Origin of the sequence: Achromobacter sp. K91, assembly GCF_003576205.1 — a bacterium.
Lineage (GTDB): Bacteria > Pseudomonadota > Gammaproteobacteria > Burkholderiales > Burkholderiaceae_B > Achromobacter > Achromobacter aegrifaciens.
The window spans coordinates 336,535-348,879 of record NZ_QWFB01000026.1 but is presented as its reverse complement, the minus strand read 5'-3'; the positions used below and the strand labels follow the sequence as shown (position 1 = coordinate 348,879).

Annotated in this window: 14 protein-coding genes and 2 tRNA genes; 13 read left to right on the top strand and 3 right to left on the bottom strand. The window is 64.3% G+C overall.

From position 1 onward, the window contains the following. Positions 1 to 27: 27 nt before the first annotated feature. Positions 28 to 1,056 carry an AraC family transcriptional regulator gene (locus DXK93_RS08825; protein ID WP_054455530.1) on the bottom strand — a complete coding sequence of 343 codons (1,029 nt, stop codon included), beginning with the start codon at positions 1,054 to 1,056 and terminating at the stop codon, positions 28 to 30. A gap of 144 nt (positions 1,057 to 1,200) precedes the next feature. Between DXK93_RS08825 and DXK93_RS08820 the strand changes: the two genes are divergently transcribed. Beyond that, positions 1,201 to 1,968, top strand: a complete 768-nt coding sequence (locus DXK93_RS08820; protein ID WP_119449855.1) for an aldolase — start codon at positions 1,201 to 1,203, stop codon at positions 1,966 to 1,968. 117 nt (positions 1,969 to 2,085) lie between these two features. Here the strand turns inward: DXK93_RS08820 and mscL are convergent, their stop codons facing one another. After that, positions 2,086 to 2,532, bottom strand: coding sequence for a large conductance mechanosensitive channel protein MscL (mscL, locus tag DXK93_RS08815; protein ID WP_042795720.1), 447 nt, complete (start codon positions 2,530 to 2,532; stop codon positions 2,086 to 2,088). 140 nt (positions 2,533 to 2,672) lie between these two features. Here mscL and petA point away from each other — a divergent pair, with 140 nt between their 5' ends. From petA to DXK93_RS08755, 12 genes are all read left to right on the top strand, one after another. Continuing rightward, positions 2,673 to 3,308 (top strand): ubiquinol-cytochrome c reductase iron-sulfur subunit, encoded by a 636-nt coding sequence (petA, locus tag DXK93_RS08810; protein ID WP_054455534.1) that lies wholly within the window; start codon positions 2,673 to 2,675, stop codon positions 3,306 to 3,308. Between the two features lie 74 nt (positions 3,309 to 3,382). Continuing rightward, positions 3,383 to 4,771: a cytochrome bc complex cytochrome b subunit gene (locus DXK93_RS08805; RefSeq protein WP_054455536.1), complete on the top strand. Its 1,389-nt coding sequence runs from the start codon at positions 3,383 to 3,385 to the stop codon at positions 4,769 to 4,771. Positions 4,772 to 4,794: 23 nt separating this feature from the next. After that, positions 4,795 to 5,646, top strand: a complete 852-nt coding sequence (locus tag DXK93_RS08800) for a cytochrome c1 (protein WP_054455538.1) — start codon at positions 4,795 to 4,797, stop codon at positions 5,644 to 5,646. Positions 5,647 to 5,800: 154 nt separating this feature from the next. Further along, on the top strand, positions 5,801 to 6,412 hold the full coding sequence (locus DXK93_RS08795) for a glutathione S-transferase N-terminal domain-containing protein (RefSeq protein WP_006388039.1): 612 nt from the start codon (positions 5,801 to 5,803) through the stop codon (positions 6,410 to 6,412). A gap of 12 nt (positions 6,413 to 6,424) precedes the next feature. After that, positions 6,425 to 6,874, top strand: a complete 450-nt coding sequence (locus DXK93_RS08790; protein WP_054455540.1) for a ClpXP protease specificity-enhancing factor — start codon at positions 6,425 to 6,427, stop codon at positions 6,872 to 6,874. A gap of 67 nt (positions 6,875 to 6,941) precedes the next feature. Beyond that, positions 6,942 to 7,017: transfer RNA gene (locus tag DXK93_RS08785), tRNA-Thr, on the top strand. A 220-nt stretch (positions 7,018 to 7,237) separates the two neighbouring features. Next, a complete protein-coding gene (locus DXK93_RS08780; protein WP_054455542.1) occupies positions 7,238 to 7,996 on the top strand; it encodes a GAF domain-containing protein in 759 nt (252 codons plus the stop codon). A gap of 1 nt (position 7,997) precedes the next feature. Continuing rightward, the gene (locus DXK93_RS08775) at positions 7,998 to 8,204 is read left to right on the top strand and encodes a sulfatase (protein ID WP_082401081.1); all 207 of its coding nucleotides are present in this window, start codon (positions 7,998 to 8,000) and stop codon (positions 8,202 to 8,204) included. A gap of 167 nt (positions 8,205 to 8,371) precedes the next feature. Continuing rightward, positions 8,372 to 8,447 (top strand) — tRNA-Asn (locus tag DXK93_RS08770). 134 nt (positions 8,448 to 8,581) lie between these two features. Next, positions 8,582 to 9,496: a transcriptional regulator GcvA gene (gcvA, locus tag DXK93_RS08765; protein ID WP_147400229.1), complete on the top strand. Its 915-nt coding sequence runs from the start codon at positions 8,582 to 8,584 to the stop codon at positions 9,494 to 9,496. A gap of 97 nt (positions 9,497 to 9,593) precedes the next feature. Next, positions 9,594 to 10,067, top strand: coding sequence for a RidA family protein (locus DXK93_RS08760; RefSeq protein ID WP_054455544.1), 474 nt, complete (start codon positions 9,594 to 9,596; stop codon positions 10,065 to 10,067). 17 nt (positions 10,068 to 10,084) lie between these two features. Further along, on the top strand, positions 10,085 to 11,281 hold the full coding sequence (locus DXK93_RS08755) for an aminotransferase class V-fold PLP-dependent enzyme (RefSeq protein WP_119449853.1): 1,197 nt from the start codon (positions 10,085 to 10,087) through the stop codon (positions 11,279 to 11,281). Between the two features lie 24 nt (positions 11,282 to 11,305). Here DXK93_RS08755 and DXK93_RS08750 read toward each other — a convergent pair whose 3' ends face one another. After that, positions 11,306 to 12,199 carry a DMT family transporter gene (locus DXK93_RS08750; RefSeq protein WP_119449852.1) on the bottom strand — a complete coding sequence of 298 codons (894 nt, stop codon included), beginning with the start codon at positions 12,197 to 12,199 and terminating at the stop codon, positions 11,306 to 11,308. Positions 12,200 to 12,345 lie beyond the last annotated feature (146 nt).

Here is a 12,345-nt window from a genome sequence, read left to right as displayed (position 1 = left end):
GGCACGGCAAGAGCAGGCGGCGCGACGCTACGCGCCGCCGTTGCCGCTTCTGGCAGTCTTGCGGTACAAGGCCGGCGACATGCCGAAGCGTTCATGGAAGCGGCGGATGAAATGGCTCGCGTGCTGAAAGCCGCAAGAGGCCGCGATCTCCTTGACCTCGACATGCGCACGCCGCGGATCCTCCAGCGCTTCCCTGGCCAGCTGCAGACGGCGTTCACGCACGTAGCTGGTGTATTGCAGCGAGCGCATCTTGAACAAGCGGTGCACCCAGCGCGTGGTCACGCGCAGCACATCCGCCACCGCCTGCACCGACAGTTCCGGATCGGTGATGTGGGCATCGATGTAGCTGGCCAGCACCTGCCAATTATCGGCGGGCCCGCGCGCATCGCCCGGTATCTTCTCCAGCGCCTGGCTGGTGTAGATCGAAGCCAGCAGCGCCAACAGCGCCTGTTCGGCAAACAGCGACGACGTCGGGTTCGATTCCGCCTTGTCGAAGAACACATGATGCAGGCACCGATGGGCGGTCTGCACCATGGGCAGGACGGCCACGCCGCGCTGCGCGGTGAACTGCGACATCGCCAGGCTGTGCGCGCCCAACAGGCGCGACAGCGGCCCCTTGACCACCACAATGCGCGAATCGGTGTACATCCGGATTTCCGATGGCAGCGCGGTCGTGCGGAAGATGATGTCGCCGGGTTCCAGCGGCAGCGTCGCATCGTTCTGCACGATGACGCCGTGTCCGGCAATCACAAAGCTCGCCAGGAACTCCGCATGCTCCAGATCGGCCGCATGTTCCGCGCGGTGCTGCACGCTGATCGGCGTGGACTCCAGACTCACCACCAGCCCGCCCGCGCGCAGCCTGCAGGCCTGCAATAGCAGCCTGGGCGGTTCGGTCAGGGCCCTGAATTCGCCCGGCAGCACCAGCTTGTCCAGTTCGCGCTCGTAGCCAGCGATCTCCTGCGCATAGAAAGGGCGGAACTGGGGCGCAAAGTTCAGATCCGCCTCGGAACAGGCGGGCCGGGCGGATGGATTCACTGTCTGGCGGGCGCGTGGCATGCTCGGAACACTCAGTCGGGTCGGCCAACACTGGCCGAAAGGCGCCGGCCTTCCTGTCGCGTTGAGTCAACCCTCGTTCGTGATCGGTCAATCGCTGGCGGCGGAGGCGGGCGTGTAATGGAGCCATTATCCCAAGGAGACCCCATGCTGGAAAAACAAGCCCATGCCGACGCCTTCTTTGCGCGCTCCGCGAACAAGCTCGACTTCGGGAACTGGAGCGAAGAAGAGAAGGTGGCCCTGAGCTGTCGCATTCTCGCCAGCGAAGGCCATTCGGAAACGCTGGCGGGCCAGATCACCGTACGCAAGGAAGACGGCACGTTCCTGACGACGCCCTTGGCCCAGGCCTTCGACGAGATCGTCCCGGCCTCGGTCATCCGCATCAACGACAACATGGACGTGCTCGACGGCCCCGGCACGCCGAACCCTGCCGTGCGCTTTCACTTCTGGGTCTATCGCCAGCGTCCCGACGTGCAATGCATCATCCACACGCACCCGCCCCATGTCTCGACGCTGTCCATGACGGGCCAGCCACTGGTCGTCGCGCACATGGACGCGACGCCGTTCCACAACGACTGTGCTCATCTGAAGGAATGGCCCGGCCTGCCCATTGCCGACCAGGAAGGCGAGATCATCTCGGCGGCGCTGGGCGCCAAGCGCAGCATTCTGCTGGCCAACCATGGCTTTCTGGCGGCCGGCTCATGCATCGAGGAAGCGCTGTACCTGTCGGTGCTGATCGAACGCGCCGCCCGCAATCAGCTGCAGGCGGCGGCCGCCTATGGCGAGGTGAAACCGGTGAACGATGCGCTGGCCGCCGAATCGCACGACTTCCTGCTCAAGCCCAGCATCGTGCGCGCAAGCTTCGCCATGTTCGCTCGGCGCGTCGAACGGCAAATGGCTGCGGAACGGGACTAGGGGAAGAAAACAGGCAGCGGATCGTTCAGCGGGGGCCGGCGTGCGCCGGCGGGAACGTCCGCCAGCCGCCGCCCGGATCCGCGTCTGCGTGGATTCCGGGCCTGCGGCAGCATCGGATCAGGGCTTTTTGAGCAGATCGCGGATTTCGCGCAGCAGCGCCACGTCTTCGGGCGTCGCAGCGGGCGCCGGCGCTTCCTCGGCCTTGGTGCGGGCCTTGTAGATGGCCTTGACCATCCAGAAGATCACGAACGCCAGCAACACGAAGTTGATGATGATCGTGACGAAATTACCCCACGCAAAAACGTTGGCGCCAGCCTTGGTCAGGTCGGCGTAGGTCATGGGGCCGTTGTAGCCGGCCGGCATCGACAGAACCAGGAACTTGTTCGAAAAATCGACCGAGCCTCCGAGGATGAAGTTGACCAACGGCATGACGATGTCCTTGACCAGCGAATCGACGATCTTGCCGAACGCCGCGCCGATGATGACACCGACCGCCAGGTCCACTGCGTTGCCTTTGACAGCGAAATCTCGGAATTCTTTGACGAAACCAGTCGCTTTGCTCATAAAAGCACTCCCTTCGTGATACGCCCGTGAGTGGGCTGGCGCTATAATACGCGGTTGCTATGTTGTTACAAATTCCCGCGAACCCGATGCCGCAGAAGTGATGCTACTCGTAGAGCGGGCGCATCAACAAGGATAGGAAGATGAGTCAGGATACGCTGGTGCACGATGATGACGGTGCGGTTGATCCCAACCTGCCACCTGATCCTTCGCGACGTTTCTGGGTTACCACCGCCTGTGCTGTGGGTGGCGTAGCAGGTGTCGCAACGGCAGTGCCGCTTGTGAGCACGTTTTCTCCCTCCGAAAAGGCCCGCGCTGCCGGGGCTCCCGTTGAAGTGGACGTCGGCGACATTCCCGTCGGCACCATGAAGACGGTTGAATGGCGCGGAAAACCGGTCTGGATCATCCACCGGTCGCCTGAACAACTCGCTGGTCTCAAGACCCAGGACGCCTTGCTGGCCGATCCTGATTCCAAGCGCCCCGGCTTCACGCCCAAATACGCCGAAAATGAAGGCCGCTCGCGCAAGCCCGAGCTCTTCGTCTGCGTCGGCATCTGTACCCACCTCGGCTGCTCGCCCACGTCCCACTTCGAGAAAGGCGGCAGCCTGGGCGCCGACTGGCAGGGCGGATTCCTCTGTCCTTGCCACGGCTCCACGTTCGATCTGGCCGGCCGTGTCTACAAGAACAAGCCCGCTCCCGACAACCTCGAAGTCCCGCCGTACCAATATCTCACCGACACCCGCATCATCGTGGGCGTCGATGAAGACAACAAGGCCTGACGCGCGCGTCGCGCTTTTTTCCCGAATTACGTAAGTAAAACAAATACGCCACGTATTAGAGAAGGAGCCGTTACATGGCTGGCGAGAAAACCGTCGAGACGACAGGCCTGTTGGGCTGGCTGGACCGGCGCTTCCCGGTGACCTCCACCTGGAAAGCCCATCTGTCCGAGTACTACGCACCGAAGAACTTCAACTTCTGGTACTTCTTTGGCTCACTGGCCCTGCTGGTGCTGGTGCTGCAGATCGTGACCGGCATCTTCCTGGTCATGCACTACAAGCCGGACGCCGAACGCGCGTTCCAGTCCGTCGAATACATCATGCGCGAAGTCCCGTGGGGCTGGCTGGTGCGCTACATGCACTCCACCGGCGCGTCGATGTTCTTCGTCGTCGTGTACCTGCACATGCTGCGCGGGCTGCTTTACGGTTCCTACCGCAAGCCGCGCGAACTCGTGTGGATCTTCGGCGTCGCGATCTTCCTCTGTCTGATGGCGGAAGCCTTCTTCGGCTATCTGCTGCCCTGGGGCCAGATGTCCTACTGGGGCGCGCAGGTGATCGTGAACCTGTTCGCGGCCATTCCCTTCATCGGCCCTGAGCTGTCCATCTGGATCCGCGGCGACTACGTCGTGTCGGATGCCACGCTGAACCGCTTCTTCGCCTTCCACGTCATCGCCATCCCGCTGGTGCTGGTGGGCCTGGTCGCGGCCCACCTGGTGGCGCTGCACGAAGTCGGCTCGAACAACCCGGACGGCATCGAGATCAAGCAAGGCCCGAAGGACAAGTACGGCCGCCCGAAGGACGGCATCCCGTTCCACCCGTTCTACTCGGTCCACGACCTGATGGGCGTGGCCGGCTTCCTGCTCGTGTTCGCGTTCATCGTGTTCTTCGCGCCGGAAATGGGCGGCTACTTCCTCGAGTTCAACAACTTCATCCCTGCTGACTCGCTGAAGACGCCTCCGCACATCGCGCCGGTCTGGTACTTCACGCCGTTCTACTCGATGCTGCGCGCCACCACCGACGAGTTCACCTGGGTGCTGGCGGGCGCTTCCGTGCTGGGCGCCATCGCGCTGCTCGTCAAGAGCAACCTGAAGGGCTTCATGCGCATCGCCGTCCCCGGCATCCTGATCGTCGTGGCCGTGCTGCTGCGCGTGATCGACGCCAAGTTCTGGGGCGTGGTCGCCATGGGCGGCACGGTCGTCATCCTGTTCTTCCTGCCGTGGCTGGACCATTCCCCGGTCAAGTCGATCCGCTACCGCCCGACCTGGCACAAGTGGATCTACGGCATCTTCATGGTCAACTTCCTGGTGCTCGGCTACATCGGTACGCAGCCGCCCAGTCCGCCGTTGAACATCACGTCGCAAATCGGCACGCTGCTGTACCTGGCATTCTTCTTCCTGATGCCGGTATGGAGCCGCCTGGGCACTTTCAAGAAGGTGCCCGACCGCGTCACGTTCCACGCCCACTGAGCCCACCAGATAACGGATTAACCATGATCAAGAAGCTGATTGGTGCCGTGGCCTTGATGCTCACGTGTACCGCCACCCTTGCCGCCGGAGGCGGCTACCCCCTGGACAAGGCCCCGTACCGCGTCAACGACATGTCGTCGCTGCAGAACGGAGCCAAGCTGTTCGTCAACTACTGCCTGAACTGCCATAGCGCGTCCTCGATGCGCTACAACAAGCTCAAGGACATCGGGCTGACCGACCAGCAGATCAAGGAAAGCCTGCTGTTCACCGGCGAAAAGGTCGGCGACATGATGAACGTCGCCATGACCCCGAAGGACGCCAAGCAGTGGTTCGGCACGACGCCCCCGGACTTGTCCGTGATCGCGCGCGCCAAATCCGTGAACGCCGGCCCCTCGGGCGCCGACTACATCTACACCTACCTGCGCACCTTCTACCGCGACACGGCGCGTCCCACGGGCTGGAACAACCTGGTCTTCCCGTCGGTGGGCATGCCCCACGCGCTCTGGGAAGTGCAGGGTCCGCGCGAACTTACGACCGTCGCCATGCACGAGGTCGAAGGCAAGGCGGGCGCCCCCAAAACCTGGGAACGCGTCACCACGGTGTACGATGCACAGGGTTTTTCCACGGTCAAGGCCGAACCGGTAGCCAACTACCACGGCCATGCCACCTTCGATGCCAAATTCAAGGCCGCTAACCCGGCCCAAGTCGCAACATACGACAACGACGTCGCCGACCTGACTGCGTTCATGTCCTGGATGGCCGAACCCGTCCAGACATTCCGCGTCCGTCTCGGCGTCGGTGTCATGTTGTTCCTGCTGCTGTTCTTCCTGGTTACCTGGCGCCTCAACGCCTCGTACTGGAAACACGTGCGCTAACCGCAACGCCCCGCCAGGTTTTTATCCGTCCCCGATTGCAAATGGGGACGGCATCAGCGGATAGGGCTGTACGCCTATCCCGCCTGGCAATTGGGGCCAGCGCCTGCTAGATTAAGGCGCTGGCCTTTCGTTTTTCAATAAAGGACTTACCGCCATGATGGTGCTCTATTCCGGAACCACGTGTCCGTTTTCGCAACGCTGCCGCTTCGTGTTGTTCGAAAAAGGCATGGATTTCGAGATCCGCGACATCGACCTGTACAACAAGCCCGAAGACATCTCGGTGATGAACCCGTACGGTCAAGTGCCCATTCTGGTCGAACGCGACCTGGTCCTGTACGAGTCGAACATCATCAACGAGTACATCGACGAGCGCTTCCCGCATCCCCAGCTGATGCCCGCCGACCCGGTCATGCGCGCCCGCACCCGCCTGTTCCTCTACAACTTCGAGAAGGAACTGTTCGTCCACGTCTCGACGCTGGAAGACCGCAGCGCCAAGCCCGACGAAAAGAAGCTGGCCAACGCCCGCCAGAACATCCGCGACCGCCTGGCCCAGCTGGCCCCCATGCTGCTGAAGAACAAGTACATGCTGGGCGAGGAATTCTCCATGCTCGACGTGGCCGTGGCTCCGCTGCTGTGGCGCCTGGACCACTACGGCATCGAACTGCCCAAGAACGCGGCTCCGCTGCAAAAGTACGCCGAACGCATCTTCTCGCGTCCGGCCTACATCGAAGCGCTGACGCCTTCGGAAAAAGTGATGCGTCGCTAAGGCTGTTGCGTGATGGGTGAAACTTCGACCAAACCGTACCTGATCCGCGCGCTGCACGAATGGTGCACCGATAACGGCTATACGCCCTATATCACCGTGCAGGTCGACGAGCACACCATGGTGCCCGTCGCCCATGTGCGCGACGGCCAGATCACGCTGAACGTGGGCACGCTGGCCACCAACCGCCTGGTGCTGGGCAACGAATTCATCGAATTCCAGGCCCGCTTCAGCGGCGTGACCGAAAACGTCTACGTTCCCGTGGGCGCCGTCAGCGCCATCTATGCGCGCGAAACCGGCGCCGGCATGGGCTTCGAAGTGCAGCCCTACGAACCGCCGGAAGCTGGCGCCCAGGGCGCGACGGCCACCGCCGCGCCCGAGGGCTCCGACGCCGACGCCGCCCCCGGCGACGACGGCGGAGACGACGACGAACCCAAGCGTCCGCGCCTGACCATCGTCAAATAAGGCATCCCCGCAAGGTCTGCATTTTTTTCATTACAATGCAGCCCTTCGCGTGCCCCAGGCACGCAGCGCCGGTGTAGCTCAGTTGGTAGAGCAGCTCACTTGTAATGAGAAGGTCGAGGGTTCGATTCCTTTCACCGGCACCAGATTCCAGATGCAGATCCGTCCTGAGACGATCTCAAAAACCCGCTCCGGCTATGACGGCGCGGGTTTTTTATTGCCTGCGTCATGAACGGAAAGCGTGAGGCCAAGCCAGCCCATTGCGCTTTGTCCTATTTACGCTGTCCCGAGCCCCGAAAACCGCCTTTCCGCGAAATCGCTGCCTACAATCGCGCCAAGTTCTGGCCTCAGGAGGCGCGGTTCCCCATGCAGACAAATCATCTCCCCGGCGTGCGGCAAAAACGCCTCTGGCAAAAGAGGTGGCCTAGAGAAGTCCTGTTCAATGGCCCGCCACTCCTCGTCGCCGGTACCGCCGCGGTGAAGAGCTGGCGCGAACCGCTGTTTGAACCCTGGATGTTCGGTCTGACGGCCGCCACGAGCGTCTGGCTGATTCTGGCAGCCCTGGTTCGCGTGGCTGCTGCACGCGCCGACGACGAGATGGATGGACCGGCCGCCGTCCACGAAGGTCTCGATGCAGCGGTCTCCACCATGCACACCATGCTTGCCGAATGGTGCGACAAGCGCAATTGTGGAACCGACCTGCGCACCACCTTCCACCGGGTCGTGCCTCCCGTTCATGAACCGCAGGAAATCGAGCAGATCATCAACTACGCGGGCGCTGGCGGCGAGGGTGCAGGACGAACCTTTCCCGTGCACACCGGCATCGCGGGCAGAGCTGTCCGCAGCAAGACACCGCTGGTGATGTCCAGCCAACACAGAACGGAAGATCAACTCCGCTCGGCACTAGTGCTTGAATGGGGGTATACCGCGGCCCAGGCCCGCCGTCTTGGACCCGGCCGCTATTCGGCTATGGCGGTGCCCGTCCTGGACCGTTCAGGCCAGCATCCCATAGGCGTGATCTACCTGGACTCGAGCGACCATGCGCTTTTCGAACGCAACGACGTTGCGGAAATCGTAGGCGCCGGCGCCAAAGCGATCAGCGACTTCGTCAGCAAAAGGTATTGATATGAACGCTGCCACCAACAAGAAACCTGACGCATTCTTCAAGGGATCCCGGCTAATTTCCAGGCCGGGCGCGGTAATCCAGGTTCGGGAACTGATGCTCACCGAATACGGGTTGCGTGCCATTACCAGTGCAAGCACGGGTATCCGGCAAGGGGCCATTGAAGAAGCTGGCCCACCGTCGCCGCTGAGAGGAATGGCTCCTGCCTGACCCCATTTGTACTGCGCCCGGTTTGGCTGCTTTTCGATACCGCAGATGGTCGCCGCATGCACTCGTGTCCTGGTGAGAAAGGCAAATATTCAGCGCGTCGACCCGTTACGCCTGCCCCGTTTTGCATTCTTCCGTTTTTTTGTGCATAATTCGCCCCCTCTACCTGTTCCCCGATAGCTCAGTCGGTAGAGCGACGGACTGTTAATCCGCAGGTCGCTGGTTCGAGCCCAGCTCGGGGAGCCAAAGAATGCAGTACTGAAGGGCCCGCAACTTGTTGCGGGCCTTTTGCATTGGGACGCGGTGCGCGCGCGCTGTTTGCCGGGCCGCGCGCGGCGTACGATGATGCGCATTCCCTCATCACCACATCGCCTGCCTCCATGCGTTCCGCGCGATCCCTGCCTGCCCTGGTTTCCCTGCGCGCCTTTGAAGCTGCCGCGCGGCGCATGAGTTTTTCCCTGGCTGCGCAGGAGCTCTTCGTAACGCAAAGCGCCATCAGCCACCATATCCAGCGACTGGAAGCCGAACTGGGCGTGGCCCTGTTCGAGCGGCTCACCCGCGCCGTGGCGCTGACCGCGGCGGGTCAGGCCTATTACGAGCGCGTACACGCGGCCTTCGAACTGCTGCGCCTGGGTACCGACGAGGTCCGTGCGCCCGAGACTGTGCGGCAGACGCTGCGCGTCGGGCTGCTGGCCTCGTTCGCCACGCGCTGGCTGGCGCCGCGCCTCGCGGCGTTTGCCGCCGCCCATCCCGACATCGATCTCCAATTGCAGCCCGACATCGGCCTGGCGGACGTTGCGGGCGGCGAGGTCGACGTCGCCATCCGCTACGGGCGCGGCGTGTGGCCAGGCGTGCGGGCTCGGCTAATCATGGCGGAGCGGCTGTCGGTAGTCTGCTCGCCCGCGCTGATCGCGGGCAGGAAACGGCCGCGCACGCCGCAGGATCTGCTGCGATTCCCGCTGCTGGCCTCGCATGCCCGCCATCCCTTCGAATGGGACGCCTGGGCGCGACATCACGGCGTGGACCTGGGCGGCGTGCGGCCCGTACGCCTGCATGACTACAACATCGTCGTGGAAGCGGCGCTGGCGGGGCAAGGCATGGCGATGGGCCGTCACCGCCTTATCGCCGCCCAGCTCGCCAGCGGCGCGCTGGTGGAGGCCCTGCCGAACGCCGCGCTCGAAGCTCCTCGCATCGGCTGGTGGTTCGTGACGCCGCGCGGCGCGCTTGGCGAAGCGGCACAGCGCTTCCACGCATGGCTGGCGCAGGCGGCCACGGAGCGGGGCGACACACATTAGTTTTACTCATGTGTACTGCGCGAAAATTGATTGGTCAGGGCCGGCAGCGGCCGATAGCATGAGGCTTGCCCATACTTTCCCTGTTCAGGAGTCCCTCATGACCCGCTCGATCTCCGGCCGCGTGGCCGAACTTGGCCTGACCCTCGAAGCCGCCGCCGCTCCCGCCGCCAACTACGTGCCCTTCGTGCAGGAAGGCAACCTGCTGTATATCTCGGGCCAGATCTCCCGCAAGGACGGCAAGGCCGCCTATCTGGGCCGCCTGGGAGACCAGGTTTCTGACGCCGATGGCGTGGCAGCGGCGCGCCTGTCGGCGCTGGGCCTGCTATCGCAGATCGCCGCCGCCACCGGCGACAAGCTGGATCGCGTGGCGCGCGTCGTGCGCCTGGGCGTGTTCGTGGCCAGCACGCCGGACTTCAACCGCCAGAGCGCCATTGCCAACGGCGCCTCCGACCTGATGGTCGAGGTGTTCGGCGACGCCGGCCGCCATGCTCGCAGCGCCGTCGGCGTGGCATCCCTGCCGCAGGGCGTGGCGGTCGAGATCGAAGCCGTTATCGCGCTCACGCAAGCCTGATCCCTGCCGGAGCCGCCATGTCCGCCCCCTTGACTCCCAGCGCCGTGGAAGCGTTGCGCGCCCAGACCCCTGGCGCGCACACCACCGTCCATTTCAATCACGCCGGCGCGTCGCTGCCCTCGGCCGCCACGCTGCATGCCATCCACGCGCACCTGCAACGCGAAGCGACGCAAGGGCCCATGGAGGCGGGCGTGCGGTCGCGGGAGCTGATCGAACAGGCTCGCACACTGGCGGCCCGGCTGTTCAACGCGGACCCGACCGAGATCGCGCTCACCGGCGGCAACTCGCCCGGCTGGGGCGCGGCTTTCGCGGCGATGGCGCCGTGGCGCGCCGGCGACCGCATCCTGGTGGGTCGCCACGAATGGGGCGGCAACCTGGCCGCCATGCGGCTCAAGGCGCAGCGTGCTGGCGCCACGCTGGAGACTATTCCCTCGGACGACAGCGGCTGCGTCGATCCGCAGGCACTGGAGGCCATGCTGGATGAGCGGGTGCGCCTGATCGCACTGACCTGGCTGCCCGCCAACGGCGGCCTGATCAATCCCGCCGCCGCCATCGGCAGCGTCGCGCGCCGCCACGGCATCCCGTATTTCGTGGATGCGGCACAGGCGGTCGGCCAGTTGCCCGTGGACGTCGCGCAGATCGGCTGCGATGTGTTGAGCGGGGCCGGACGCAAGGCGTTGCGCGGCCCGCGCGGCACAGGCCTGCTGTACGTGCGGCGCGACTTCCTGGACCAGCTCACGCCCGCCTTCGTCGACACCCATTCCGCCCCCCTGGGCGCCGACGGCGAGCCGGTGCTGCGCCAGGACGCCGCGCGCCTGGAATCGGCGGAAGCCTCGCTGGCGCTGCGCTGCGGCCTGGCCAACGCCTTGCAGGAAGCCCTGGACATCGGCCTGCCAGCCATCCGCGCGCGCATCGCCGCCACGGCCCAGGCCCTGCGGACCGAACTGGCGGCCATCCCCGGCATCACGGTGCTGGACCAGGGCCGCGAACGCTCGGGCCTGGTGTCCTTCAACTTCGCCGATCAGGACGCCGTATCCGTGCAACGCGCCATGGCGGCACAGGGCATCACCATCGGCAGCAACGGCGTGCCCTATACCCCGCTGGACATGCAGGCGCGTGGCCTGGCGCAGATCGCGCGGGCCTCGGTCAGCTATCTGACCAGCGACGCGGAAATCGACCGCCTGCTGGAAGGGCTGCGCGCCCTGGCCCGCTAGGGCTTGCCCGGCCCTGGGCCAAGTTCAAGCCGCCGCGCGCCGCGCGAAGGGCGTCCACTTGGTGAAGACCAGCAGGTTGCCCAGCATTACCAGCGCCAGGCCCAGCAGGGCCGGCGCCGTCCACTGATAGCCTTCGGCGAAAGTAGACACGCTCAAGGCCACCACCGGAAACAGCACCGTGCAGTAGGCGGCCCGCGCCGGACCCATGCGGCCCACCAACGTCAGATAGGCGGTAAAACCGATCACGGAGCCCGGGATGGCCAGATAGAGCAGGGCGCCGACGTAGGAAGCCGAGGTATCGAATTCGAACGGCAGGCCCGCCGCCAGACAACCCGCCAGCAGGATGGCTGCGCCATAAAGCATGCTGTAGGCGTTGCCGGTCAAGGGCCGGATGCCGGCGCGCTGTTGCAGCGACGACAGCATGTTGCCCGTCGAAAAGCAGAACGTACCCAGCAGTGCAAAGCCCAGGCCCAGCAGGGTTTCATGGCTGGCCTCCTGCCCCGCCAGTTCGGGCCAGAACAGCAGCACCAGGCCGGAAAAGCCCAGCGCGCCGGCCACCATCACGCGCGGCGCGACGCGGGTGCCGAACCACAGGCGGGCATTCAGCGCATTCCATAGCGTCGCCGCCGAAAACACCACCGACACCAGGCCGCTGGGAATCCACTGGGTTGCCGTGTAGAAGCACAGGAAGTTCAGGCAGAACAGGCACAGCCCCTGGCCCACGCACAGCCAGTGGCCGCGCCGGTCCATTTTCTGCAGCTTGCGGGTCAGCGCCAGGACCGCCAACAGAACCAGGCCCGCCAGCGCGAAGCGGTAGAAGATCGAGACGGGAATCGCCACCACGCCTAATTGCAGCTTGATGGCGATCCAGGTTGTGCCCCAGATGACGACTGTGAGGAAATACAGGAAGAGGTTCACGATGCGATGCTGAAACAGGGACGCGGTAAGGCGGTCCGCAAGACCGCCGGGGAATCCAGTTTGCGCCTCCCTGGCCCGCAAGAATTGCCGGTTCTTGCGGTTTTCTTCCCCGCGCGCACGCGCCGCGCGCGAGATCGCAGTAGCAT

Bases quoted from the DNA above. Each gene is read 5' to 3' on its own strand.
- DXK93_RS08825 (WP_054455530.1), bottom strand. From the start codon at position 1,056: ATGCCACGCGCCCGCCAGACAGTGAATCCATCCGCCCGGCCCGCCTGT.
- DXK93_RS08820 (WP_119449855.1), top strand. From the start codon at position 1,201: ATGCTGGAAAAACAAGCCCATGCCGACGCCTTCTTTGCGCGCTCCGCG.
- mscL (WP_042795720.1), bottom strand. From the start codon at position 2,532: ATGAGCAAAGCGACTGGTTTCGTCAAAGAATTCCGAGATTTCGCTGTC.
- petA (WP_054455534.1), top strand. From the start codon at position 2,673: ATGAGTCAGGATACGCTGGTGCACGATGATGACGGTGCGGTTGATCCC.
- DXK93_RS08805 (WP_054455536.1), top strand. From the start codon at position 3,383: ATGGCTGGCGAGAAAACCGTCGAGACGACAGGCCTGTTGGGCTGGCTG.
- DXK93_RS08800 (WP_054455538.1), top strand. From the start codon at position 4,795: ATGATCAAGAAGCTGATTGGTGCCGTGGCCTTGATGCTCACGTGTACC.
- DXK93_RS08795 (WP_006388039.1), top strand. From the start codon at position 5,801: ATGATGGTGCTCTATTCCGGAACCACGTGTCCGTTTTCGCAACGCTGC.
- DXK93_RS08790 (WP_054455540.1), top strand. From the start codon at position 6,425: ATGGGTGAAACTTCGACCAAACCGTACCTGATCCGCGCGCTGCACGAA.
- DXK93_RS08780 (WP_054455542.1), top strand. From the start codon at position 7,238: ATGCAGACAAATCATCTCCCCGGCGTGCGGCAAAAACGCCTCTGGCAA.
- DXK93_RS08775 (WP_082401081.1), top strand. From the start codon at position 7,998: ATGAACGCTGCCACCAACAAGAAACCTGACGCATTCTTCAAGGGATCC.
- gcvA (WP_147400229.1), top strand. From the start codon at position 8,582: ATGCGTTCCGCGCGATCCCTGCCTGCCCTGGTTTCCCTGCGCGCCTTT.
- DXK93_RS08760 (WP_054455544.1), top strand. From the start codon at position 9,594: ATGACCCGCTCGATCTCCGGCCGCGTGGCCGAACTTGGCCTGACCCTC.
- DXK93_RS08755 (WP_119449853.1), top strand. From the start codon at position 10,085: ATGTCCGCCCCCTTGACTCCCAGCGCCGTGGAAGCGTTGCGCGCCCAG.